Origin of the sequence: Novipirellula methanifontis, from assembly GCF_052161655.1 — a bacterium.
Lineage (GTDB): Bacteria > Planctomycetota > Planctomycetia > Pirellulales > Pirellulaceae > Novipirellula.
Map to the genome: position 1 here is coordinate 9,072,493 of NZ_CP197418.1, position 24,264 is coordinate 9,096,756.

Sequence of the window (24,264 nt, forward strand, 5' to 3'; positions counted from 1 at the left end):
CGCCATCCGCTAACTTTCTTGCGGAGCCGTGTTGGAGTGGCCACCCACCGCCGTACCAGGGCTGTGGTCCGCACCACTTTCCGGAGCTAGCGTTTGCTCGACCGCAGGCGGATCGCCTTTCTTGCGATTGCGAACTTGAATCGACAAACCGATCAGATCAGTCAATTCCGCTTCGCCAAGCTCTTCGTGCTCCAGGAGTGCTCGCGTGATCGTTTCGAGTTCACCACGGTGTTCCCGCAGCAGCTGCTCCGCTTTCTGATCGGCTTCGAGCAGAATGCGTGCGACTTCTTCGTCAACCAATTCTTGCGTATGCTCGCTGAATTGGCGTGTTTGGTGAATTTCACGTCCCAGGAACGGATCTTCATCACTTGTCTTGTAACTGACCGGCCCAATCTTGGGACTCATGCCCCAGTGGGTGACCATTCGCCGAGCAATACTAGTCGCACGCTCGAGATCGTTTTCGGCACCGACACAGGTTTCGTTGTAGACGATCTTTTCAGCCGCACGACCGCCCAACAACACGATCAATTGGTGATCGAGCTCTCGCTTGCTGATGCTCAAGCGATCTTCGCTCGGGACATACTGAGTCACGCCGAGGGCGCGACCACGCGGGATGATCGTGACCTTGTGAACGACATGGGCTCCATCGAGATGCCATGCGGTCAGCGTGTGACCGGCTTCGTGGTACGCCGTCTTTTCCTTCTCGCTGTCTTGCAAGACCTCTTCACGCTTCGCACCCATTAGGATTTTATCGCGGGCGTAATCAAAGTCATTCATTTCGACAAGTTTCTTGTCATTCCGAGCGGCCCATAGCGCCGCTTCGTTGACCATGTTTCGAATATCGGCTCCGGTCAATCCAACCGTTCCTGCGGCCAACCGCTTTAAGTCGACATCGTCTCCGAGAGGCACATCGCGAACGTGCACTTTGAAAATTTCCTCGCGTCCCTTCATCGTGGGACGTCCCACGGTGACGTGACGGTCAAAACGTCCGGGACGCAGCAATGCGGGATCCAAGACATCGGGACGGTTGGTCGCGGCGATCACAATCACCGTTTGGCTTTGCGTAAAGCCGTCCATTTCACCGAGAATTTGGTTCAACGTCTGCTCACGTTCATCGTGACCGCCACCCACGCCGGCGCCACGTTGTCGCCCGACGGCGTCAATTTCGTCGATGAAAATGATTGCCGGACTGTTCTCTTTCGCGGTGCGAAACAAATCGCGCACGCGACTAGCACCGACACCAACGAACATTTGGATGAATTCGCTACCGTTGACCGAAAAGAACGGTACTCCCGCTTCTCCTGCCACGGCACGTGCTAACAAGGTTTTGCCCGTTCCCGGAGGTCCGTTTAGCAGCACTCCCTTGGGGACAAACCCGCCAAGTCGCTGAAATTTCTCAGGCGTTTTCAGATATTCGACGATCTCCTGCAGATCCGCCTTCACGCCCTCGAGTCCCGCCACCTCGTTGAAGGTGATCATTTTGTCGGAAGCTTCGAATAATTTTGCGGGGCTTTTGCTGAATCCCGACAAAAATCCGCCGCCCATCATGTCACTTCGCGTGCGGCGGAGCATCATGAACAGAAAGAACACGATCCCCAGCGGCAGAATGATAAACGCGATGATGCTGATGATTTGCTGGGAATTATCAGGTGCCAGAATTCGATAATCGACGTCGGCCGCTTCTAATCGCTCTTCCAAACGAACCGTTGACCCCGCATCGGACGATTGACGGAATACAAATTCCTTGGCCAATTTGACCGGTTTACCTTCGTCATCGACCTGCGGCTTCAGCTTGCCGTCTTCCATCACCGGAGGCGCTTCGGGACGAACCTTGAATGTGCCGAAAACCCGTTGATCGGAGATCTGAACCGCCTCGACGTTGTTTTTTGCGAGTTGATCCAGGAAGAAGCTGGTTGAGACCTCTGCAATGTTCGCACCACGGTTCATGAACAGCATGGCGATCAATCCAGCGACCACCAACGCGATCAGAAACGTGTTATTGCCACGCTTGTTCGCGCCACTGCCACCCTTTTCCGAATCTTTTTCGTCGGACCTTTTATCCATCGGTTTCCTTTGTCAGCCTTAACCCGGAGGTTTATTTCTTGCTCGCCCACCACAGCAGCGCTTTGGCGATCACGCCAAGGCTGCTCAAACGAGCGTTTTTTGTTGTCTAAATTGTCACACCCGCGACGTTGTTTCCAACGCGTTGCACGTTGTATGCCGATTTCGGGAACTCGGCATATCCATTCACTGTAAATGCTGGGTCAAGAAGCCAAGTCAGCAACTGTTTCTTGGACCAAGGTTCCTCGTGTCGTGGGTCAACCGGCCCGATTGTATCGACTGTGACGCTAGATGACTAACCGACCTAAATGCAAAGCATTCTTCCCACGTCAGTTTCCAATTTCATCGTGGATGCCCGGAAAGTAGGCGTTGACGGCATGAATTGCCCTCATCGTTGTCGCGGGGGGTGTTCGAAACATCTGCCGATGACGATTTCAGCATCGCTAAGATTTCAGCGCACGTGCGGCTTCCAGCCAACTGCGATCAATCGGATGACCAACCGCCGAAGCAATTTCCAGCTGACGAACCAAAGTCGATGCGGGACAGTGACGAATTAACGCCACTTGAGACACCGTGTAGCCATCGCGGAACAGTCGCCATGTCCAATAAGCATCCGACGCTTCATCCTGAGTCGGGTCGGTTTGCGTAGTTTGAGGGTCAAGTGGCCCGACTGAATCAAGCTCTAGAATCACAGGAGCGACGCGATCTCGCGGAACCTCGCGATCATTGGCACTTTTTGCGTCAACGCGTTCCGATTCGTCATCGCGTTTAGGATCAACCGAAGGTGGGGGATCGACGGCCCGGCCGTCCGACTCGTCACTGACCGCCACGGATTCCGTCTGTTCCGTCTCTTCGGGTTCGAAAAGCTCGGTTTGGGAATGCGAAGCATCGTACGCGAGAGATTCTTCGACACTATCGGACTCGTCACTGTCAGATTTATCAACGTTGTCATATTCGACAACGACAGCCTCGTTTTCGATTTCATCGGGACTCGAATGCTCTGCGACAACCGAAATAATCAACTCGATAATGTCGTAGCCAAACTGTTCAATCGTGGCGGGACCGACCCCCGAAATTTGCTCCAGCTCGCTGGTGGTCTGTGGAATTGCATCAAGAATGCGGTCGATCGTTGCATTGCTCAGAATACGGTATGCCGGAATTGCAAGCGCGGCGGAGTTTTTTTGACGCCAGCGTTTCAGTCGGTCCTTCAACTCGGATTTCAATTCGTCCGATGCCGATGGCGGTACCGCATCCTCGCTCGTTTCGGATTCGTCGAGAGTTGGGCTCGATTTTTCATGCACATCTGCGGCTTCGAGATTCTTGGCCGCTGCCGCCAATCGTTTGACCAAGGGGAACTTCATCCCCAATGTGTCGTTAATGGGCTCTTTGGCATGCATCACCAAACTGCCGTAATCACTCAGATCCACCGTCGGTCTGCGGTCGTCCACTTCGCGTTGGACGAGTAACCCACGCGCGATCAAGGCGTCCATGACTGCCACGACTTCGGACTGTTTTAACAGCGACAGCAAACCGTAGGTGCTCAGTCGATGCAGCTTCCACTGTTGCAACTTCTTGTTTTTCGAACCACATAACATTTGTGCCACAAGATTTTTGCCGAAGCGAGCATGCATGCGAAACACACCGCTCAGTACGACGCGTACGCCTCGTACGAATCCATCGCGGTCGACTCCCGCAAATGCTTTGGCAACTTCAGCCGGATCGACCGCTTCACTCGCACGACGTCCCTCGGGATTGCAGCGGTCACAATTGCCACAATCTTTGCTTTCCGGATCGCCAAAGTAATCCAAAATCACTCGTTGACGACAACCACTGCTACGAGCAAATCCGATCACGGCATCTAGTTTTGCATGCTCGGCTTGTCGGCGTCGTTCAAGTTCTTCGAAGTCGATTTCGAGTGCGTCGAAGGGAATATCATGTTCAACGAGATGAACGGCGCGGCCGCGGAATGGCGGTACGTAATCAAAACCCTTCAAACGTCGCAACTCGCGAAGCGTGCGGGAAAGTTGGTCACGATCCACATTGGCCAATTCGATCAATCGCTTGACGGTCACATAGACGTCTTCGCCACGCTGTTTGCCGATCACTTTTTCGACCGCCAGCATCACCCGTCGGCGGATTTTGGCTTCTCGCGGCAGGAAATCCAACATCGTCGGCGCATTGCTGTCGATGCGAACTATCGCGTTATTTGCCGCACTATCGAGACGTTTGAGCACTCCCGCCTTGGCCAGCAACGTCTGCGAGGTGCCAATCGCTTCGCTGCCGTCTTTGACGTCAATTGCCGCACGAACTTGTTCAAGCGTTAACTCGATCGGGTCCTCTTCGCGGGACAACAAAAACTCGTAAACCTTCGAAACCGTTTCACGCGAAGGGTAGCGATTTTCAATAAAAAATTCTTGGATATAGCGATCGTTGTATGAAAACAACATCAAACAATCGCTGTCTTTTGCGTCCCGCCCGGCGCGACCCGCTTCTTGGTAATACGCCTCCAGCGTGCCGGGCATGTTGTAATGGATGACGTAACGGATGTCGGACTTATCGATCCCCATTCCAAACGCATTGGTCGCCACAATCGCGGAAAGTTTCCCCGACATAAAGTCGTCTTGGACGCGCTGCCGCTGCATCGGTTCCAAGCCCGCATGATAGGCCCCAATGGGACGTCGTGTTTTCTCGGGCAACCAGCTTGCAATCTCCTCGCACCGTTTTCGCGTCGCCGCGTAGATGATCCCAGTGCCTTCACATTGGTTGACGTAGTTAACAAGCTGTTCGTCTTTTTCACGGTCCCCCTTGGAATGCAACACACTGAATCGCAAATTGGTTCTTGCAAAACCGGTGACAAAGGTTTTCGGTTCGCGTAGCCGCAACAAATCGACAATGTCTTGTCGCACCGCCGGGGTGGCGGTCGCGGTCAATGCAATCGTTTGCACATTCGCGAGATAGCGATCGCGAAACCGTCCCAAACGCGAATAATCGGGACGAAAATCGTGCCCCCATTCACTCACACAGTGGGCTTCGTCGACCGCTAACAAACTGACCTTGGCGGTCGAGACGGCTTCGAGAAATCGCGTATTGCGAAGTCGCTCCGGAGCCACATAGACCAAATCCAATTCACCGCGTGACATCTGCTGCATCACATCGGCCTGCTCGGACATACTAAGCGTGCTGTTAAGCAATTTCGCTTTGATGTTGAGCGATTGAAGCGTGTCGACCTGGTCTTTCATCAGCGCGATTAGCGGTGACACAACGATCGTGGTTCCAGCCCGGCCTAAGCTTGGCAATTGATAACACAAACTTTTACCACCACCGGTCGGCATTACGCACAGCACGTCGTGCCCGTCGGCGATCGCGTCCACGACGTCACGTTGGCCCGCACGAAATTGGGTCAATCCAAAGCGAGCAAGCAACACACCAGGATCAATGGGTTTACCCGACTGGGTTTTACCGGACGAAACGGATCGTGAGATTGCGGGTCCGGGCATAGTACTTAGAAAAAGAACGGGGGATACTCATGGTCGCGTTGATTATAGGGTAGCATCGGCACTTCATCGAGAACGCCCAAACTCGTTTGCACCCGTTCACGTTTTTTACCGGCGAGGAATTGTCAAAATGGATACCGAAGCGACTTACGTTTGCGATTCTTGTGGCGAAGAAATCGTGATTCCGTTGGATCCCTCGTCGGGGACACGTCAGGAATATGTCGAAGATTGCCCGGTTTGCTGCAACCCGAATGTGATTCACGTTGATTGGCTCGATGACGAAGCCAGGGTTTGGGCGGAACCAGAACAAGACCATTTTTAGGAATTTATTGATGCGATTGTGGACCTCGTTTCTTCCCAGTTTGAACTCCATCGACGAAACGACCGACACCGCCGTCGTGATCGACATTCTTCGCGCCACCACAGTCATGACTGTGGCGTGTGCCAATGGTGCCACCGAAATCGCAACAATCTGCGACGTCCAGACGGCTCGCGAATTGGCAAATGCCACGACTCCTCGACCACTGCTGTGTGGGGAACGAGCATGTGTTCCGATTCGTGGCTTTGATTGCGGTAATTCGCCAGCCGAATATTCGGCAAGCAAAGTCAACGGACGCCATCTCGTCGTGACCACCACCAATGGCACCAAAGCCATCCAAGCAGCTTCGCTAGCAAAAGAAGTTATTTTGGGCAGCTTCTTAAATCAGCGGGCAGTCGCCGATTATCTCGATCCCCGTGCTAGCATTGCCCTCGTCTGCGCAGGCACCGATGGTTGTGTGAGTATGGAGGACGTTTTGTTTGCCGGTGCCTTGGTCAGCGATTTTCAATCTCGGTCCGATCACCATGAACTCCCTTCGTTGGAACTTAATGACGAATCACGGATCGCATGCCAGCTATGGCGCGCTCGGTTCGGCCCACAAACGGGCGAAAAAGAGGGCACAACGCCTGACCCCACTGCATTGGCAGCATGTTTGTCGGAATCGCACGGCGGTCAAAATCTGATCCGAGCCGGATACGAGGCCGATTTGCTGCGATGTGCTCAAGTGGATTCGATTTCGGTAGTGTCTCGCCGCATCGCGACCCGCGCCGAAGCGAGCATTTTTGGTTGTTAGAGAGCACAGGACACTGGGAGCACGGGGGTCGATCTCGGCTAGAACAACTTGACCGCACCGCCGCTGTTCTGCTAATTCCCAATCATCGGTGAAATAGCGTTTCCTCCCACGTCCTAATCCAACACACGGTCCTGAGTCCAAGGTGGCTGACAAAAAGGCGGATCAAACTGTAACCAGCGCTCCCGTGGTGACTCGCGATAAGATCACCACCGCGCTGATGGGGGTTGCAGCTGCGGTTGCTATTCTCGGCTTCGGCGTCGTTTTTTCGGTTTGGTTTGGTAACGGTCCTCTAGACGAAATCGAAACTTTAAAAGTCGCCTCACGCGAATACATTGCTGGCAATCCGATTATCGCCAGCAAGCTTGCCAAATCCGTGGATCTTGGCGAACCATCGCCAGCCGACGAAGCAAGCGAAACAGCCGCGGCGGACGAACAGGAAGGCGATGAAAGCAAGCCCACCGACAAACTTGCCGATTGGCGAAAACTGCGTCAGTTCCTGATTAGTGCAGGGGAAGTCATCCGCGCCCGCGATCTGGATGACATTCGCGAGCGACGCGAAATCTTGATTGCCGCCATCCCCGATTTCAAAAGGGCTGTCGAGGAAGGATTGCCGCTCGGACGCGAAGTCGAAGGCAAACGGCTGCTCGCCGAATCCTATTTTCAACTAGGCGAATTCGAACGCGCAGCGGTTCTTTTTGAGCAACTGGTCAAATTAGACCCGACGTTACGTCGCGAGCTATTGCCGCTATTGGCCGATACTCATCTTCGATCCATCGATCCTAAGCCCGAGATCGCGTTAGCGACAATCGACGAAATCCTCAATGACAAAACGCTCCGGCCTGAACAGCGTTTCGAAGCGAACTTAATCCGCATCGACGCACTGACGCGATTGGCTCGTTACCCCGAGGCCGAGGCGGCTATCGAAGTCGGAAGACAATCGATTGCATCCGCGGACGTGACCAAGCAAGCTGCTTATATCGATTACCTACATCGTTTTAAGTTGTCGAAAGGAATCGTCCAAATTAGCAAGGCGATCGCCAGACACGGCAAACAACCGGTCAACCCTACGGACGAACGTGAGGAGGTGATTGCAGAATTATCATCAACGATGATGAATTTAATGGACCTGCAACGCGAAGCCTCGCCGCAGATCGCGGCGGAGGCACGGATTTGGTCGGGACGAGCTTACCTATGCCAAGGAATGCCGGACCAAGCACTATCTCAGTGGACTGCGACACGACAACAGCGTCCTTTTGGTGGTGCCGCAATCATCAGCGGTTTAGAAGAGATCGAGCAACTCGCGGCCTTAGGCATGGGTTTAGAACTGCTGCAGACGATTCGTTACATGATGCGTGAAATGGGTGATTTGCGAGGGTTTGATCCCAGCATGGTTTCGCTTGTCGAGTTTCGTCGACGCCTGATTGCCGCGCTGGAAAAACTGCGTGATCAATCCGCCTACCAAGAAACGATTGACGTGGCTCGCAGTCTGCCGCCCATCTTCACTCGTTCCGCCGCGCTCATGCAAGAAGGCATTACGTTTCGCGAATGGGCTGAAAACACACTACGCGGTGGCGTTTTAATGAACGGAGAAATCGCTCCCGGGATTGCTTCGCTCTCTCGACGACGCTATCGCCAAGCCGGTGACGCGTTTGCAGAAGCAGCGAAGCTTGACTTTGATACCCCACGCTACATCAAGACTCAGTGGGCGGCGATCGATTCCTACCAACAAGGCCGCCATTTTGAGCGGAGCATTCGCCTGCTACGTCCCTACCTTCGTTACGAAGAACGCCAACGTCAGCCACGCGGATTGGTCGCGATGGGACGTGCTTTGTTGGCAGAAAACAACCCCACTGGTGCAATCGAGGCATTGGAAACAGTGATCGCCGAATTTCCGCGCGATCCACTTCGCTACGATTCACGACTGTTGATGGCAAAAGCGTATTCAGAAACAGGCGAAATCGAAACGGCACGCGCGTACTTGATCGACAACCTTCAGGACGGCGAGTTGACACCGCAGAGTCCTGCTTGGCGAGATTCGCTGTTCACGCTCGCCGAGATCCTTTATCAGAAAAGTTATGAGAATCACCTGATCGCTGAACACGCAGATCCGCCGGAGCGTGCAAAGTTGCTGCAGCAGAACCAACCGATTCTCGACGCGGCGATCCGTCGACTTGACGAAGCGGTTTTGCGTTACCAGCCCTCACCTCGCGCAGACGCCGCAGCCTATCTGGCCGCACGTTCGCACGTATTGGCAGCCCAGTGGCCTCGATTGGAAGCACAATCGACGGACATCCTCGATGCCGCGCGTCGAGCCATGCGAACCAAAGTCGAGGCGGAATTGAATGCGGCACTGACTGGCTTTGCTGAACTAAAAGAACGCATTTTGCGGCGTGAAGAAGAACAAGATCTGACGAACGACGCAAAAGCACTGCTGCGAAACTCGATGATGGCGGAAGCCGATGCACTCAAGGAAATGGGACGGTTCGAAGATGCTGCAACCGCCTACCGCACAATCTCGCTGCGTTACATGAATCGCCCGCCCGCCTTGGAAGCCATCCTCGGCCAAGCACGCTGCGTCCGCAAACTCGGCCGCTCGCGTGAAGCTGACCTGTTGATCCGGCAAGCCAGCGTGGTGCTGCAACAAATCCCCCCCACACTGGACAACGAATTCCAACGCACGACCCGATACGACCGCGCGGGATGGGAAAAAATGATTGCCTGGATGACCGCGGGAATGCGAGACCCTGGCGGCGGCGTTTAAGCAACCTGCTATGAGCCATTCGGCATGCCACATGACAAACGCCTTGTTTGCCTCAAACAATCACAACGAACACGGAGCTCTAACGACATGAACGGTGACGAACTTGCAATCTTGGTCCAACAGCGGCACGCGGCAGTCGTCGAACTGGTCGAACTCGGACGTGCTCAATTGGACGCTGTGCAATCAGGACGCATGAACGAGTTGATGCAACTGCTGTCGCAGAAACAACAACCGCTTAGCACTTTAGGCGAACTATCCAAACGACTGCATACGGCAATTGGCGACGACCCCGAAACACGACGATGGGCGTCGAGCGAAATGCGGGGCGAGTGCCGCGTTCAGCACGAGCAAACCGAAACGATGTTGCTTGATCTGATGCAGATTGAAAGCGAATGTGAACAACAGCTGACAAAAAACCGCAGCGCCATCGAAGATCAAATCCGTCGCAGTGACGGAGCCAAACAAGCGAATCTCAGCTACGCAAAATCAACTCAAGCTGAGGCCACCTGCGGCGGATCCCTCGACCTATCAAGTCAGTAACCGGCAACGAATCGAGAAACTGACAGCAATGCTCAGGCAACGCAGGTCGTCTCTGGACTGCGTGGTTTCTTGCTGCCGTGATCGCGAAATCGATCCGGGTTCCACTTGAAATTGGGGTACCTTTCCTGCGCCGCACGCAACGGCGAGTAGCCATAATACTTGGCAAACAACCAACTGCCGCCGGACCGCAGAAAGTGAACTTCCCTAATTTGGTACCAGTCTTTAGGGGACTTATAAAACAACTCTTTGCCTAACCAGTGAAGGTACTCTTTTCGATTCTCGGCATCCTCCCAAAATCCGCTGGGTGTGTAATGAAACAGCCACGGCTTCCAATGGAAATGCGGCAAATACTCAAGCACCATTCGGTAGATCGATCCACCACACATGGTCAGCGGCGTGACGCCGTAATTGTCCCGAATGTCTTGAACAGTAACGCCATACCATAATTCAGGCGTACGGATTTTGAGTTTGAACGCAAGCCAATCCATGTAACGATGACGGTTCTCAGCAGAGCACCAGAACCCTTGAGGTACGGTTTCGAATCTCCATTCCTCCAGTTGCATCAGCGGCTTGAATTCTTCTAAGGCCGTCGCGACGCTGCACCCGTAGTAATTGTTCAGCAACCCCAAGCCACCATGACGGGTGAAGTCGTTCTTAGTCACTCCGTACCAGTCTTCTTTGCCGTGAATCCCCAATTTTTTCTCAAGCCAAAGCATGAACGCACGGCGATTCTCGGCTTTCTGCCAATACCCATTCGTCGCTCGCGAAAACAACCATGAGTGCCAAGTCCGTCGCGGCATAAATTCTCGCACCGCATTCTGGGGCGAGTCACTGTAGTGAGACGCCAACAACCCTCCGCCATAATTCTGCTTAAAGTGCTTCTGCTGGATCCCATACCAGTCATCGGGTTTCGTATATCCGAGTTGCTCTCCGAGCCAACTCATGTAGGCGAGTCGGTTTTCGCAAAGATCCCAGAAACCATGTGGAACGCGCCCCAACGTCCAAGGCTGACTCTTGCTTTTTCGCATAAAGTTCTGACTCCTATTCGCAACTCGCCTGTCGCATCCAGTTAACCTGAAATCAACACGGACTCTGCGTTCGGATGAACACTGCTGATTGGGACGTAGGAAGTAAAACCTTCAGAAATCGCTTCATTGAAGCGACGTCCCCATGTCTCACGTGCAGAGTTGCTTGATTGATGAGTTTAGGATCCGCAATCGAAAAGACCCGTTAACCGGGCTACGGAAACATCGCGTCCACCGGACCCGATTGGGGGGATTGTAGACAATTTAACCATCCATTGCAATTATGAAAAACCAAAGCTGTCTTTCTTTGGTCGCAATACCCTAACGCCACAAACTCTGGCTGCCCCCCAGTGCATCCTTACTGCGACGCAGCGTGACATAAACACTCCGTTTTCAGGTTAAAAAACACAAAACGGAGCTCCCCAAAACTCGACAAATGATGCGTGTTCCTTTGACCACTAAACACTTGGGCATTCGGAAATACGAACACTGATTCGGACGCGATTACTCAGGCCCCGCCGATGTCGAACTTTCGATCGAACCATTGAGATTCGCAGACTCGTTAGATTTCGATTCGCTCGAAACCGACGTCACCGGAATAGCTGCGACGGCCCCTGACTTGGTTGTCGCTGGATCTTCCGAAGCGGGTACCTGCAATGTTACATCCGACTCACTGACCGCCGCACTGGCAACACCTGTCAGCACGAGTGGCTTTTTGCGTGCAAAGCCACGTAGTACGACGTAGAACACGGGCGTCAAAAACAAACCAAAGATGGTCACGCCCAACATGCCACTAAACACGGCGGTTCCTAAAACACGTCGCATTTCAAATCCAGCCCCCGTGGCGATCAACAAGGGAATGACTCCCAAGATGAACGAAAACGCCGTCATCAAAATCGGACGCAACCGCAGTCGACACGCATCGATCGCTGCTTGAAACCGATCCTTGCCGGCATCTTCTTCGGCCTTGGCGAATTCCACAATCAGAATCGCGTTCTTACACGCCAAACCGACCAGCACGATAAAACCGATCTGAGTCAAAATGTTGTTTTCCATGCCTCGGAACCAGACACCGAGAATCGCAAACAGCAAACACAACGGCACGATCAAAATGATCGCCAGCGGCAACAGCCAACTTTCGTATTGCGCTGCTAGTGCAAGGAAAACGAATAACACTGCAAGCGGGAACAAGAACATGATCGTGTTTCCAGCCTGACGTTCCTGGAACGCAAGTTCCGTCCATTCAAAACCAAAGCCCGGAGGAAGATTGACCGCCGCAAGCTCCTCCATCGTCGTCAGCGACTGACCGGTACTGAATCCGGGAACCGTGCTGCCGTTGATGTCGGCAGCCGGATACAGATTGTATCGCACCAAACGATCGGGACCAGCAATTTGCTTTAGTTCGACGATCGAACCGAGTGAAACCGAGGCCCCGCGAGCACTGCGAGTCCGCAAACGCAGAATGTCACTTGGCTCATCCCGAAACTCCGGTTCGGCTTGCGCCGTCACACGGTAAGTACGGCCAAGAAAATTAAAATCGTTGACGTACAGTGACCCAAGATAAACCTGTAACGCCTCGAACACATTGTTGACGGGCACGTCCAGCATCTCGGATTTATCGCGATCCACGTCGGTGTAGATCTGCGGCACACTAACACGCAGATTGGAAAACGCCTGAGAGATTCCCGGTTGCTGATTGGCTTGAGCGACCATCGTTTCGGTCACCTGATTCAACACATTGGTGCCGGCACCTCGGCGGTCTTGAATATACATTTTGAATCCGCCTCCACGACCGATACCCCGTACCGGCGGTGGCGGAATCACGAAGATCTGAGCCTCGTTGATATCCGAAACTTTATCTCGCAAATCGGCGACAATTGCATCGATCCCGCGACCTCGTGCTGCTCGTTCTTTTGCATCTTTGAGCGGCAAAAACGTCACCGCCGCATTGGGGCTGATCGTAAACGTCGATCCCGAAAGCCCCGCGATTCCCACCGCATGGGCGACTCCGTCAATGCTGCCGCCAAGCTCGGCGACGCGGCGGGTCACTTCGTCGGTCCGGGCCAGCGAGGCACCGTCGGGCAGTCGAATGCTAACGATCACGTAACCCTGGTCCTGCTGCGGAATGAAACCTTTGGGGACCATTCCAAAGCTGTACCAAGTACAAACCAGCAATCCAGCGTACAGCAGCAATGAAACCGTAGTCATCCGTACAATTCGTGCGACGATACCAGCGTAAATGTTACTGGTCACATCGAAAAAGCGGTTGAACAGTCGAAAGAACCAACCGAAAAAGAAGTCGCCGACTTTCGAGATGCCGTGCTTCTTCGCGCCTTTGGGCTTCAACAATAACGCACACAGCGCGGGGCTGAGCGTCAGCGAAACGAAGGTTGAAAAGGCAGTCGAGATCGCGATCGTGAGTGCGAATTGCTGATAAAACTGGCCGCTGATACTGGGGACGAAGATGGTCGGAACAAAGACCGCGATCAACACCAACGTCGTCGCGATCAGCGCCGATCCCACTTCGTCCATTGCTTTATGTGTGGCCGCGCGTGGCGACATGCCTTCGGCAATCAACCGCTCGACGTTCTCAACGACCACAATCGCATCGTCCACCACAATCCCGATCGCCAGCACCAATCCAAACAACGACAACGTGTTCAGCGTGACACCGAGACTTTGCATCGCGGCAAAGGTGCCGATCAGCGAAATCGGAATCGCGATCACGGGAATAATGGTTGGCCGCCAACCATGCAAGAACAGAAAGACCGTCAGCACCACAAACGCCGTCGTGATGAACAGCGTGTTGAAAACTTCCGAGATCGACTCTTCCACAAAGTCGGTCGGATTGTAGGCGATCTCGTACCCGATGCCCTCGGGAAAATCGGCGGCCATTCCGGTCATGGTCCGCTTCACTTCTTCGGCCGTATCGACTGCGTTGGTTCCTGGTCGCTGGTACACGAGCACCGCGATCGCCGGTTTGCCGTCCAGATAACTGAGCCGCGAATAGTCCTGCGCGCCCAACTCAATTCGTGCTACGTCGCTCAACCGCGTGACCCGACCGTCGTCGCCACGTTTGACAATAATATTGCCGAATTCGTCCGGCCCTTGCAAACGTCCCTGGGTCGTCACGTTCAACTGAAACGCACCCGTCTGATCGATCGGCGGCTGGCCAATCACTCCTGCAGCCACCTGCACATTTTGCTGACGGATCGCCTGGGTGACGTCCCCAGCGGTCAGATCGACGTGCGTCATCTTTTCGATGTCTAACCAAATCCGCATCGCGTATTCGTTGCCACCGGCAATCCGAATATCGCCGACACCATCGAGTCGCATCAGCGCATCTCGCACGTTCAAGAACGCATAATTACTGATATAAAGCTGATCGCGACTATCATCCGGTGAGTTTAGATGTACCACCATCAACATATCGGGAATCAGCTTCGTGGTCGTCACCCCGATCTGACGCACTTGTTCAGGCAACCGCGACTCGGCCACCGCCACACGGTTCTGGACCAAGACCTGAGCATCATCCAGATCGGTGCCCAGTTTGAACGTCACCGTCAACTGCATAGTGCCGTCGGCACTCGAGGACGACTCCATATAGAGCATATCGTCGACGCCGTTCATCTCTTGTTCAATTGGCGTCGCGACCGTATCCGCAATCACGTCTGGGGTCGCACCAGGAAAGCTGGCACGGACCACGATCTGCGGTGGCGCCACCGGAGGATATTGCGAAACGGGCAGCGAGAAATAGGTGATGCCGCCCACCAGCACGATCACGAACGAAAGTACAGTGGCGAAAATCGGTCGTTCAATAAAGAAGTGAGGGAATTTCATCGTGTTTCCCCTGTAGGCTGCGGCACCGAGTCCAACCCGATCGTCAGGTTGGCTTGAATCGTATTGGATACCGGCTGGGGATCGGGCACTCGCGACATCCACTCCTCCGGAGGCAACGGTTGGTAATCGTCTGGTAATCCGTCCTCGACAACTTCGATCGAGCCTTCTTTGACTTGAACCGTCATCTCGGGCCGCGACTGCAACAATCCTTGAATGACAAGAGTTTCGTCACCACTCAATCCCTCACGCACGACGCGAAGTCCATCGACCATCGGTCCGAGGGTCACGCTGCGTCGCTGGATCACATTATCGACCACGATATAAACGTACTGTGACGATTGGTCAGTGCCGATGGCCGAATCGGGCACCAGCACTCCTTGTTGTGCGGCACTGCCGGGAATCCGAATCCGTGCGAACATTCCGGGCAGCAGCACACGGTCGTGGTTAGGAATCACCCCACGTGCCCGCATGCTCGCGGTGTCCACATCGAAATGGTTATCGACAAAGTCCATGTGGCCTTTGTGAGGAAATCCAGACTCGTCCACCAAACCGAGGAACACAGGATTCTTTACTTCGCGTGAACTCTTGCGTTCGCCGATTTTTGCCAACCGGATGTACTTCAAGACGTCTTGCTCGTTGACATCGAACGTGCAGTAGATCGGGTCGACCGAGGTGATCGTGGTCAACAGAGTGGACGTCGCTGTACCGCCGCTGACGAGGTTGCCTTCGGTCACATATTGGCGGCTGATCCGTCCGCTAACCGGGGCACGAATCTGGGTGTAATCCAAGTTCAACTTTGCCGTTTCGACGCCTGCTTGAGCCGATTCGATTGCAGCCTCCGCGGTCGCGATCGCCGCTTCCGCCGAACTGATCCCCGCCTTGCTGGCTTCCAAGTCCGCTTCGGCCTGCAGAAACTCGGCGTCACGCTGATCGAGTTCTTCGGTCGAAACCGCATTCTGTGCTTCGAGGCCCCGTGCTCGCTCGATTCGAGTTTTCGCTAACTGCAGTCCCGCGTCGGATTGATGTTGTTTCGCTTTCGCGTTCTCCAGCCCCGCGTTAGCCTGTTTCAATAGCGACCTGGACTGGTTCAATGCCGCATTGGCACCATTGAGTTCCGCTTCGAAGGGACGAGGATCGATCACGAACAGCAGATCCCCGGCGTCGACAATCTGGCCTTCGTCAAAATGAATCGATTTTAGGTAACCGCTAACACGAGCACGAACTTCAACGAAGTCCACTGCCTCTAATCGACCTGTAAACGCATCCCACTCGACAATTTTCTTCGTGACCGGTTTGGCAACGGTGACGGTCGGGGGAGGCATTTCGGGGGGGCCAGGATTTGTGTCATTGCAACCCAGCAGTGCACTGCACAACAGCAGTGTAATACCGAAGCAGGCTTGGGTGGGCAGCAGTCCAGAGAAGGGCAGGGGCTTTCGGACTGTCATAGCAGGTAGGATATTCAAGTTCACTTGTCTCTTTGTTTTTCGCCGACTTCCAAACCGGACTGGGAAATCACGATTTCAAATCCCAGCAGCGGATCGGCGTTCATTCCTAAACGAACGGGCTCTGTGCGAGCCTTTGTTTTCAAAACCATAATTACGACAACGCTCGATGCAACGGGATGGACGCTCCCCCCCGCCATAACTCGCAGATCCAACCGCTGACACTGGATCTCGCATCACCCCCCTTTCACAATGCTCGGCCCCCCAAGCCCAAGGCGGCTCAGGACAATGCCGTTTGGCAGGATCGGCAACCCAAGAAACGCATTACGGGGCACGACATCACTTACGGGCATTTTCGCTGGCGTGCGGAACTCTCGAACCGCCACTTTGTCTTCGGCATGCGTCTTCGCCACCGCCCGTAGTGGTAGGTAATGTTCGATCTCGGCTCGAATCCGCCACACCCCAAAAGAAAGGGATTGCCAGCAGAAACGGCGATGCGCTGGACTCCGCATGAATTCCCCGCTGGGCGTGCTTCCAATTGGCCTGGGCGTCAGAGATTCAGGACCATGAAACATCCCTCCACCCAAACTTGTCTCGGCGGAGGGAAACAACTGGCCGCTACTGCGTCGAGCGAGGCTTCGCGTGGGTTTTTAAGTGGAAAATCGATGACATCGTAGCCCCCATTCGATAATCCGTTGGGGCTTTGCCCGCCTTATTCTTTGCGGTTGGGTCTGCGCCATGCGACAGCAGCGATTGGACAATCAAGATGGCGACATCCGTCTTCCCTGCCGTTGAAGGCGCACCCGTGTTCGTAACAGCACGATGAAGTGCCGTCGAGTGGGATTTGCGGTCAGTTGCATTCACATCGGCGCCCGCGGCCAACAAGAGTTCAACTGCCGCCAGGCTTCGGAACCGTACGGCGCGATGCAGTGGTGTTACACCGTTCTTATCGGTCTCGTTCACCGAAACACCGGAATCAATTAGAAATTGAATCACCGCCGTTTGTGTTTTGGGGGCTGGGTCATGTGCCGAGCACGCAGATAGCATGCACCCCGCAAGGTCGTGATTCTCAGACGCAAGATGACGCAACTCGTCCAACTGCAACTCAAACGCGAGTCTCTGTACATCATTCACTTGAGTCGCCCAACGAAAGGTTTTGCCGAGGCCGTTCGCAACCAACGCAGAAAAAACGTGGCAGACCGATAGATTCTACCAACGGGGGAAAGACGCCGCCAACCAATAAGGCGTCCGCGGCGTGGCCAACCAGAGCGAGTTACCGAAGCGTTCGACCGTGACCAAGCGAAAGACTATCTAATGACGAAGCCGCGGGATGTGTGGCGAAAACTATGCTGGTGGCCACGGTGAAACTAAATTCGAGTCCAAAGTGCGATTTGAATGAAGACAAGAACGAGAGATACAGTGTAAGAGAAACGGCGATCATCCTGAGGGGCAGATCGAATTAGAAGGTAAACGAGCAACAGCGATACCGGAGTTGTGCAGACACCAATCCACCAGCGATTCCCGAAGAAGCGATCGCCAACCGTCTGCTCGTCGTTGAGCAGCAGGTACAGTGCAAGGGCGAAGGATAGAAGAAGCGACCATGCGATGAATGCGCTTACCGTTGCTCGGCGGGGTTCAGGATTCGAGGTATCTGAAGCCACGCGGCTAGACGTGGAAGGCGGTTCATACGGATTGTTCAATTCGGTAGTGGCCACCAACGGAAGGTTTTTACGTCACCGCCACAAACGAAGCGGTTGACTCTGTGTTACGAGAGATTGTACCAACGCGAACGCCCGTTGCTAAAGAGCGAAGGTGATCGCGAAGCGACGAGCGTAAAAACCATGTTGGCCGCCGACTTGCTAGTCATTGTCGTCGTCAGGGAAGAAGTTAACAAGCTGATCCTCAGTCATCGCTGGGGTAATCGGATAGGCAATTCCGTGAGCTTCGAGGACCGACTGGTAGTGCAACGCGCGCCCGATCAGGAGATTGTTTAGCTCTTGTACGTTATCAAGGAAGTCCTCGCCATGTGCACGGTCCTCCGCGACAGCGCGAGCGATGTTGTTTGCCATTCGGGCGAGAATCCCAAGTGAATCGCCTTGGATCACAGTACCGGGATAATTGCGACCCGGCGGTTTAATGATCGCGTAGTTGGAGTCGCGTGCGTAGACTTCGAGAGGTTCGATTTCCATTTGATCTCGAGCGGCCAACGGTGTTGTGTACGACTCGGTGTCGTACTTTATGAGGGCCAGACTCCACACTAGAGGCTCGCTTTTCGGTTTTTAGGTTTTAAACAATTTCTGCTGACAAGGCACAGCTCGTTGCTGCAAATGTTTTCGGTTTGCAGTTTGAGTTTTGGATTCCCGTTGCCTTCCGTGCGACGTCGCAACCGGCTTATTTGTGGTCACGACGGTTTTTCTTTTTGAGCTTTGAGCTGCGACCTCCGAATGCAGTTCACGACTCCGGCGAGTGTTGGGGGAGTTTTAGATACCGGCCGGTGATCTGCGCTTGTCACTTTTGGAAAAATTGGTGGTGGCAAATCGCTATTGCTGCTCACGCGTCAGCCAGCGGTGTGAGGGGTGGGTTGCCAGTCACTTCCTCACGATAGGAACAGATCCAAGGCGATTTTGGCAGTCGAATGAAGGACAGGCGAATCGTCCCTCTGAATTCATTCGGCTGTCCTACATTCATCTGTCAGAAATTACTCGTCGCCGCCTACACCCCGCTCTTACTCGCGTGCTCAACTGCGGGTTGCCGTTCACACCCATTCGCATTTACGGGGGCAATGAACGATTGCCGATCAAGTGGCTTGCATTCGGGTGAATGACCGCCAACGGCTTGGAAAGCCGAGCGACAATGGGCTGATGCCTGCTACTTCAACAGAAATCGCTTTTGCAAGCAATTGCGGGTAGCGATAGAGAGTCACGCCTATCAGGCGGTATTTGCGCGGAAGTGCGAGCGCAGAGGGACACGAACGGGAAATCCGTATTGCGGCGACGGTTGAGAATGCGTTATCAGCCAATTGCAACGCACTTTCCTATCACCCCAAAACAATTCATTGGGAGCGTATCATGTCACATCTTTGGATCGACCCGCACAGCTGTGAATCTTTAGCGATTCTTGTCGAATCTGTGGCATCTGTCCTGTTGACGCAAAATCCGGCCCCCATTTGCTTGGAAGTCGACATTGATTCGTCAATCAAATTGCCCGCTAATCCGAACCAAACCGTCGACCTGATCCGCAGCATGGTGATCCAAGCGATCGCGGAAATGACTGAGGGCGGCGAGCTGACGGTTACTGCCGTCGATGCCCCCGGCGGCCTGGAACTCGAAGTCGCTGATACCGGCCGTGCAGTCGAACTCCGCGAAACACGAATCCCGTTTGCGGTTGCCGCCGTGGGTGCTCGGATCCATTGGCAAAATTGCCCTCAAGGGGGTGCTGCGGCGACAGTCGTGTTCCGTCCCCAACAGGGAGCTGCCCGCATCGCAGCGTAAACCATGCTTGGCATTTTCAAATCCACGACGATTCCTGCGCTGGAGCAATCGTTGACGTTCTCCGAGCGTCGACATGAGTTGCTGGCCGGCAATATCGCCAACTTCGATACTCCGGGTTACCGAGCACGGGACTTGGATGAGTCGGAGTTTCAAAATGCGTTAGCAGAATCGATCCAAGATGCGAGACGCACTCGCCCCACCGACTCGATTGGTGCGGTGACCCGCGACGACATTTACTCAGGTCCGCGTGCGGCATCCGAGCAAGTCGTTTTCCACGACGGCAGCGACGTGTCACTCGAAGGACAAATCACCGAAATCGCCAAGAATCAACACCTACACGGACTCGCGATCACGACAATGCGAAGCCAGTTTTCGCTGCTGCGAGCGGCGATCACCGAACGTGCTTAGGTCGCCGACCTACGCTCGACTGTTTGACAATCTCATTAACAAAGGATCCCGAGCATCATGATACGCTCCATCGACATCAGCACGTCGGCATTGGTCGCCCAGCGAACTCGACTCAATGCGATCTCGGGAAATATCGCCAACATGTCGTCACTGACCGACGAAAACGGCGAAGCCAATCCGTATCGTGCTCGCGAAGTCGTCTTTCAAACGGACGACTCGCTGACGACATCCGGCGCATCAGGCGTCAAGGTTGCAGAGATCAAAACGAGCGAGGCAGACCATCGCTATCGTTACCAACCCAACCACCCCTTGGCCATCCAAGAGGGCGAATGGAAAGGCTATGTGGCTTATCCCAACATCGACATGACCACGCAGATGGTCGACGCGATGGAAACCACACGTGCCTATGAAGCGAACGTCGGCGTGATGGAGATTTCCAAGAACCTAAGCCGCGAGACGTTGACGATCCTCGCTTAATCGCTCGCCCAAACGCTTGCGTCCGTAACGCTGAATCATGAAACCGATTTCGACCATCGCACCGCCGCCACGCCCGGCCAACCCATTTTCGACGAGTCCCTCGTCGAAGACCTCGGGTGCTGCGAATGTGCCGACCACAGGAGTCGATTCGTTCGCCAAACTGTTGTCCAACCAAGTCAACAACGTCAACTCAATGCAAAACAACGCCGATGGCATGGTCCATTCGTTGTTGACAGGCGGAGATGTGAACGAAGCCGAAGTGTTGACTGCGGTACAAAAAGCCGATCTCGCCTTTCGTATGCTGCTGCAGGTTCGTAACAAGTTAATGGAAGCCTATCGCGAAGTTCAACAAATCCAAATTTAGAAAACGGGGACAATAGCCCCGGACCACTCATCCCTGCAACCAATTCACCTTTTATCCGACACCTCTCGTAGACCATGAATTTCTTTAACCAGTCCGCTGAACAGTTACGCGAAACATTCAAAGCGATGCCGATGCAATCGCGAATGATCACGCTGCTGTTGGTCGCTGCGATCGCGATCGGATTGGGATTCCTGGTTCGCGGCAATGGCACGACGAATCACGAAGTTTTGTTCGGTGGCCGTGTGCTTGGCGAACAGGAACTCGACTCGGTTGAATTGGCGTTCAGTGCCGCGGGGCTCAATGACTGGGAACGCGAAGGACGCCGAATCCGCATCCCCAAGTCCGAGCGTGCCGCCTATTTAGCTGCGTTAACCGAATCGGCAAACCTGCCCATTTCACTTCGCAGCAATGTGCAATCGGCGATCGAAAGCAATAGTGCATTCGACTCGAGCGAACAACGTAATTCGCGGGAAATGCACGCCAAAGAACAAGATCTTGGCAGCAAAATCGCGGCGTTCATGGACGTTAAATGGGCCAGTGTCGAGTATGACCGGGGCGAGCGATTCGGGCTTAGCCGATCGCGTCCGCAATCCGCCAGCGTCGTGGTGGCTCCCGAGGGCACCGATCCGTTACCGCGACAACGGATCCAAATGATCAAAGATTTAATTCGTGGTTCGTTTGCCGGCATGACCAGCGACGATGTGGTCGTCATCGACACCAATTCCTCCGGCGTCGCCGATTTCAATGACGACAGCGACCCGTTGGCAAACAAGCGTCGCGAAGAGGAAGCTCGTTACGAACAGAAAGTACGAAAACAGCTCGGCGGCTATGGGCCGGATGTCCGGATCGCGGTGTATGCCGAGATCGACCCGACGATGGACGTGCAAAAAACCGTCCTTAAATATGATGCCGAGCGAACCACGTTGACCGATCGCTCGAAAAAGGTCGACTCGCAAAGCAACCGACCTCTGAACCAAGGAGTGCCCGGGACGGTACCCAACGCGATCGGCAACCGTGCCGCCAGCATCGAAGAGAATGCTCAGACGACCAAATTGAAAGAAGATGAACGCGAAAGCAGCGGAGTGGCAGGTCAACAATACGAAAACTCGCGAGTCGCCTCGCTGCAAGTCAAACGAGTTCGCGTGTCGATCAGTCTGCCGCAAAGCTATTACCAGCACGTATGGGCACAGAACAATCTGCGGGACAATCCCGATCTGAAACCATCGGAGCTTCCTCCGATGCGAACCGCCGATCTTGAAAAATTGCGGCTTGATGTGAAGAGCAACATTCAGAAAGCGGTCACGCCGCTGTTGCCCGAAGTCAACGCCGGAGAGAGCAAAATTGAATTGGTCGAAGTCACCGACTACCTAAATCTGCCAGAACCTGAGATGCCAGAACCGGAAACCGCCAAGATCGCGATGACTTGGCTCGCCCAATCATGGCAGACGATCGCATTAATCGTATTGGCAGTCGTGGCACTGATGGTCGCACGCGGTGCAATCCGCGGCTCGGGCGACGGGGTGCCAAAAGATTTCGCTGAAGGGTTTGGACTCGAATTGCCCGCTCCGCCCGCAGAAGAGGAAATCGAAGAAAAACGGGTCGAAGCAATGGAAATTACGGGCGGGACGCTTAAAGAGGAATTGGCGAGCATCGTCGAGGACAACCCCGAGGTGGCTGCCAACGTGATCCGAAACTGGGTCGGTGCGGCATAACGTGGGATAGGCTTCCAGCCTGTCGAGGGTTGAGGGGCCTTCCGTAGCGAAACTCGCCAAGAGTTTCGGAAGCGGGAAAGTGGACGAAAGTCTTGACGACTTCCGCTACGACTAAGCCTAAATCCGCCCAAAGGGATTCTTGATGACGAGCCTGGAAGCTTGTCTCACGATCGAATCCGCTCTTTCATGCATTGGGCACTTCGCTTACAAGTAGATTCGGTGTGAAGGATCACGCCAAAACCGACGGAGAAATGGATTCACGTCGAAGCCTTCTGCAGGGCGTTTTGCAAAGGAGTGCACGCAATGAATGCTGCTCATCAAACAGGAGCTAATCGAGAAGCCTCGTTGCGACGAGTTGCGATCGTGTTGAGTAGCTTACCAAGCCCTGTCGCGGCAACGCTGCTGAATAGTTTTGACGATGCAATGAAAAAATCGTTGCGGCGAACCATGACCTCGCTCTCGGACGTCGATCCGTTGGAGCGTCAGCGGGCTCTGCAAGCTTTCAAAGGGTCGCTCGAGTCTCAGCAGAACCGTCCCTCACGCTCCAATAGCGGTGCACAAGACGAGATTCAGCTGCGGGCAAACTCAATCGATCCCAACTCATCAGCCGGAAGCTCGGTGATGAAGCAAGACCGCGAAAACGCGGCCAACCGCTCCCCCGAAACGACGCCCCACACTCACACGGCACTTTCGTTTTTGGGTGATACCGAAGACGAAGTCCTGGTCACGGTGATCGATGGCGAACATCCGCAAGCAGTCGCACTGGTATTGGCATCGATCTCGCCTGGTCAAGCCGCCCGTATCCTGCCGCAACTCGATCCAACCGTCCAAAAGGATGCCTTGAGCCGGATCGGACGACTCAATGACGTCCCCGAAGAGGCGGTCCAAGAACTTGCCTCTCACTTGCGACATCGAGTCCAGCAGTGTCTCAGCTCGCAACAAAAACGGGCTTCACAATCCACTGGACAACGCGCTCTGAACGCAATCCTGGCCGCCATGCCGCAGCCGAAGTCAGAGTCGCGTTCGCTGCCCGATCCAGTCTCCGAGACTCGGGCCCCCATTGAAACCAATCGCATCGCCGACGTTGTTGATCCAAACCCTGCGAACGTTGAAATCCACTCGCTTCGCATCGCGCCGGAAACCAAGCCGTCCTCGACGGATGATCGTGCCGCGCCCCAAGCGAAGGCTCGCGTACCGCAAACTTCCTCCCTCTCGACCGATTCGATTCACAAACATTTGATCTCGCTGACGCCGCTTGACTTGTGCCAAGCACTTGGGCAAGTCGGCACGCGGCAAGCAATGTTGACTCTGTGTGGACTTCCCAATTCCAATGCCGAAGCCGCTCTGCGCGTTTTGCCCAAAGCGTATGCGAAACAAGTTCGCAGCCAAATGAACACGCTCGGATCGCTTGAATTACGTGAGATTGATGAAGCCAAATCGGCGGTCGCGACCGCGTCGATGAAGCTGAACGCTACCACATCGTCGGAAAAGACAACCGCGATGGCGGCGTAGACTCGACACGTCGCAAACGAATCTT

At 54.4% G+C, this 24,264-nt stretch carries 18 protein-coding genes; 11 read left to right on the plus strand and 7 right to left on the minus strand.

Annotation, left to right across the window (positions count from 1 at the left end; all coding sequences use genetic code 11):
- Positions 1-9: 9 nt before the first annotated feature.
- Together ftsH and SH528x_RS32295 are read right to left on the minus strand one after the other, a co-directional pair.
- Positions 10-2,064 carry an ATP-dependent zinc metalloprotease FtsH gene (ftsH, locus tag SH528x_RS32290; RefSeq protein WP_442507529.1) on the minus strand — a complete coding sequence of 685 codons (2,055 nt, stop codon included), beginning with the start codon at positions 2,062-2,064 and terminating at the stop codon, positions 10-12.
- 440 nt (positions 2,065-2,504) lie between these two features.
- Positions 2,505-5,558: a RecQ family ATP-dependent DNA helicase gene (locus SH528x_RS32295; protein WP_442507530.1), complete on the minus strand. Its 3,054-nt coding sequence runs from the start codon at positions 5,556-5,558 to the stop codon at positions 2,505-2,507.
- 127 nt (positions 5,559-5,685) lie between these two features.
- Between SH528x_RS32295 and SH528x_RS32300 the strand changes: the two genes are divergently transcribed.
- The 4 genes from SH528x_RS32300 (at position 5,686) to SH528x_RS32315 (ending at position 9,968) form a co-directional block, all read left to right on the plus strand.
- Positions 5,686-5,877: a CPXCG motif-containing cysteine-rich protein gene (locus SH528x_RS32300; protein ID WP_442507531.1), complete on the plus strand. Its 192-nt coding sequence runs from the start codon at positions 5,686-5,688 to the stop codon at positions 5,875-5,877.
- Positions 5,878-5,887: 10 nt separating this feature from the next.
- A complete protein-coding gene (locus tag SH528x_RS32305) occupies positions 5,888-6,667 on the plus strand; it encodes a 2-phosphosulfolactate phosphatase (protein ID WP_442507532.1) in 780 nt (259 codons plus the stop codon).
- A gap of 142 nt (positions 6,668-6,809) precedes the next feature.
- Positions 6,810-9,428, plus strand: a complete 2,619-nt coding sequence (locus SH528x_RS32310; RefSeq protein WP_442507533.1) for a tetratricopeptide repeat protein — start codon at positions 6,810-6,812, stop codon at positions 9,426-9,428.
- Positions 9,429-9,515: 87 nt separating this feature from the next.
- Positions 9,516-9,968, plus strand: coding sequence for a hypothetical protein (locus SH528x_RS32315; protein ID WP_442507534.1), 453 nt, complete (start codon positions 9,516-9,518; stop codon positions 9,966-9,968).
- Between the two features lie 32 nt (positions 9,969-10,000).
- On the opposite strand, the gene SH528x_RS32320 is transcribed toward SH528x_RS32315, so the two are convergent.
- From SH528x_RS32320 to SH528x_RS32330, 3 genes are all read right to left on the minus strand, one after another.
- Entirely contained in the window at positions 10,001-10,996 is a 996-nt protein-coding gene (locus SH528x_RS32320) for a hypothetical protein (protein WP_442507535.1), read from the minus strand.
- Between the two features lie 501 nt (positions 10,997-11,497).
- Positions 11,498-14,833, minus strand: coding sequence for an efflux RND transporter permease subunit (locus SH528x_RS32325; protein ID WP_442507536.1), 3,336 nt, complete (start codon positions 14,831-14,833; stop codon positions 11,498-11,500).
- Positions 14,830-16,278, minus strand: coding sequence for an efflux RND transporter periplasmic adaptor subunit (locus SH528x_RS32330; RefSeq protein WP_442507537.1), 1,449 nt, complete (start codon positions 16,276-16,278; stop codon positions 14,830-14,832). Before SH528x_RS32330 ends, SH528x_RS32325 begins: the two co-directional genes overlap by 4 nt.
- Before the next feature lie 176 nt (positions 16,279-16,454).
- On the opposite strand from SH528x_RS32330, the gene SH528x_RS32335 reads away from it, so the two are divergent.
- Complete coding sequence (locus SH528x_RS32335) at positions 16,455-16,697, plus strand: hypothetical protein (RefSeq protein WP_442507538.1); 243 nt, start codon at positions 16,455-16,457, stop codon at positions 16,695-16,697.
- 196 nt (positions 16,698-16,893) lie between these two features.
- Here SH528x_RS32335 and SH528x_RS32340 read toward each other — a convergent pair whose 3' ends face one another.
- Positions 16,894-17,409 (minus strand): ankyrin repeat domain-containing protein, encoded by a 516-nt coding sequence (locus SH528x_RS32340; protein ID WP_442507539.1) that lies wholly within the window; start codon positions 17,407-17,409, stop codon positions 16,894-16,896.
- 725 nt (positions 17,410-18,134) lie between these two features.
- Positions 18,135-18,464, minus strand: a complete 330-nt coding sequence (locus SH528x_RS32345; RefSeq protein WP_442507540.1) for a DUF6959 family protein — start codon at positions 18,462-18,464, stop codon at positions 18,135-18,137.
- A gap of 879 nt (positions 18,465-19,343) precedes the next feature.
- On the opposite strand from SH528x_RS32345, the gene SH528x_RS32350 reads away from it, so the two are divergent.
- The 6 genes from SH528x_RS32350 (at position 19,344) to SH528x_RS32375 (ending at position 24,239) form a co-directional block, all read left to right on the plus strand.
- Positions 19,344-19,766, plus strand: coding sequence for an ATPase (locus SH528x_RS32350; RefSeq protein WP_442507541.1), 423 nt, complete (start codon positions 19,344-19,346; stop codon positions 19,764-19,766).
- Positions 19,767-19,769: 3 nt separating this feature from the next.
- Positions 19,770-20,174 (plus strand): flagellar basal body rod protein FlgB, encoded by a 405-nt coding sequence (locus SH528x_RS32355; RefSeq protein WP_442507542.1) that lies wholly within the window; start codon positions 19,770-19,772, stop codon positions 20,172-20,174.
- 57 nt (positions 20,175-20,231) lie between these two features.
- Entirely contained in the window at positions 20,232-20,651 is a 420-nt protein-coding gene (gene flgC, locus SH528x_RS32360; protein WP_442507543.1) for a flagellar basal body rod protein FlgC, read from the plus strand.
- A gap of 37 nt (positions 20,652-20,688) precedes the next feature.
- Positions 20,689-21,015, plus strand: a complete 327-nt coding sequence (gene fliE / locus SH528x_RS32365) for a flagellar hook-basal body complex protein FliE (protein ID WP_442507544.1) — start codon at positions 20,689-20,691, stop codon at positions 21,013-21,015.
- A gap of 74 nt (positions 21,016-21,089) precedes the next feature.
- Complete coding sequence (locus SH528x_RS32370; protein ID WP_442507545.1) at positions 21,090-22,727, plus strand: beta-cystathionase; 1,638 nt, start codon at positions 21,090-21,092, stop codon at positions 22,725-22,727.
- A 303-nt stretch (positions 22,728-23,030) separates the two neighbouring features.
- Complete coding sequence (locus SH528x_RS32375) at positions 23,031-24,239, plus strand: hypothetical protein (protein ID WP_442507546.1); 1,209 nt, start codon at positions 23,031-23,033, stop codon at positions 24,237-24,239.
- Positions 24,240-24,264: the final 25 nt, after the last annotated feature.

Excerpts from the sequence above, each read along its gene's own strand:
- ftsH (WP_442507529.1), bottom strand. The coding sequence starts at position 2,064 with ATGGATAAAAGGTCCGACGAAAAAGATTCGGAAAAGGGTGGCAGTGGC.
- SH528x_RS32295 (WP_442507530.1), bottom strand. The coding sequence starts at position 5,558 with ATGCCCGGACCCGCAATCTCACGATCCGTTTCGTCCGGTAAAACCCAG.
- SH528x_RS32300 (WP_442507531.1), top strand. The coding sequence starts at position 5,686 with ATGGATACCGAAGCGACTTACGTTTGCGATTCTTGTGGCGAAGAAATC.
- SH528x_RS32305 (WP_442507532.1), top strand. The coding sequence starts at position 5,888 with ATGCGATTGTGGACCTCGTTTCTTCCCAGTTTGAACTCCATCGACGAA.
- SH528x_RS32315 (WP_442507534.1), top strand. The coding sequence starts at position 9,516 with ATGAACGGTGACGAACTTGCAATCTTGGTCCAACAGCGGCACGCGGCA.
- SH528x_RS32320 (WP_442507535.1), bottom strand. The coding sequence starts at position 10,996 with ATGCGAAAAAGCAAGAGTCAGCCTTGGACGTTGGGGCGCGTTCCACAT.
- SH528x_RS32325 (WP_442507536.1), bottom strand. The coding sequence starts at position 14,833 with ATGAAATTCCCTCACTTCTTTATTGAACGACCGATTTTCGCCACTGTA.
- SH528x_RS32330 (WP_442507537.1), bottom strand. The coding sequence starts at position 16,278 with ATGACAGTCCGAAAGCCCCTGCCCTTCTCTGGACTGCTGCCCACCCAA.
- SH528x_RS32335 (WP_442507538.1), top strand. The coding sequence starts at position 16,455 with ATGGACGCTCCCCCCCGCCATAACTCGCAGATCCAACCGCTGACACTG.
- SH528x_RS32345 (WP_442507540.1), bottom strand. The coding sequence starts at position 18,464 with ATGGAAATCGAACCTCTCGAAGTCTACGCACGCGACTCCAACTACGCG.
- SH528x_RS32350 (WP_442507541.1), top strand. The coding sequence starts at position 19,344 with ATGTCACATCTTTGGATCGACCCGCACAGCTGTGAATCTTTAGCGATT.
- SH528x_RS32355 (WP_442507542.1), top strand. The coding sequence starts at position 19,770 with ATGCTTGGCATTTTCAAATCCACGACGATTCCTGCGCTGGAGCAATCG.
- flgC (WP_442507543.1), top strand. The coding sequence starts at position 20,232 with ATGATACGCTCCATCGACATCAGCACGTCGGCATTGGTCGCCCAGCGA.
- fliE (WP_442507544.1), top strand. The coding sequence starts at position 20,689 with ATGAAACCGATTTCGACCATCGCACCGCCGCCACGCCCGGCCAACCCA.
- SH528x_RS32370 (WP_442507545.1), top strand. The coding sequence starts at position 21,090 with ATGAATTTCTTTAACCAGTCCGCTGAACAGTTACGCGAAACATTCAAA.
- SH528x_RS32375 (WP_442507546.1), top strand. The coding sequence starts at position 23,031 with ATGAATGCTGCTCATCAAACAGGAGCTAATCGAGAAGCCTCGTTGCGA.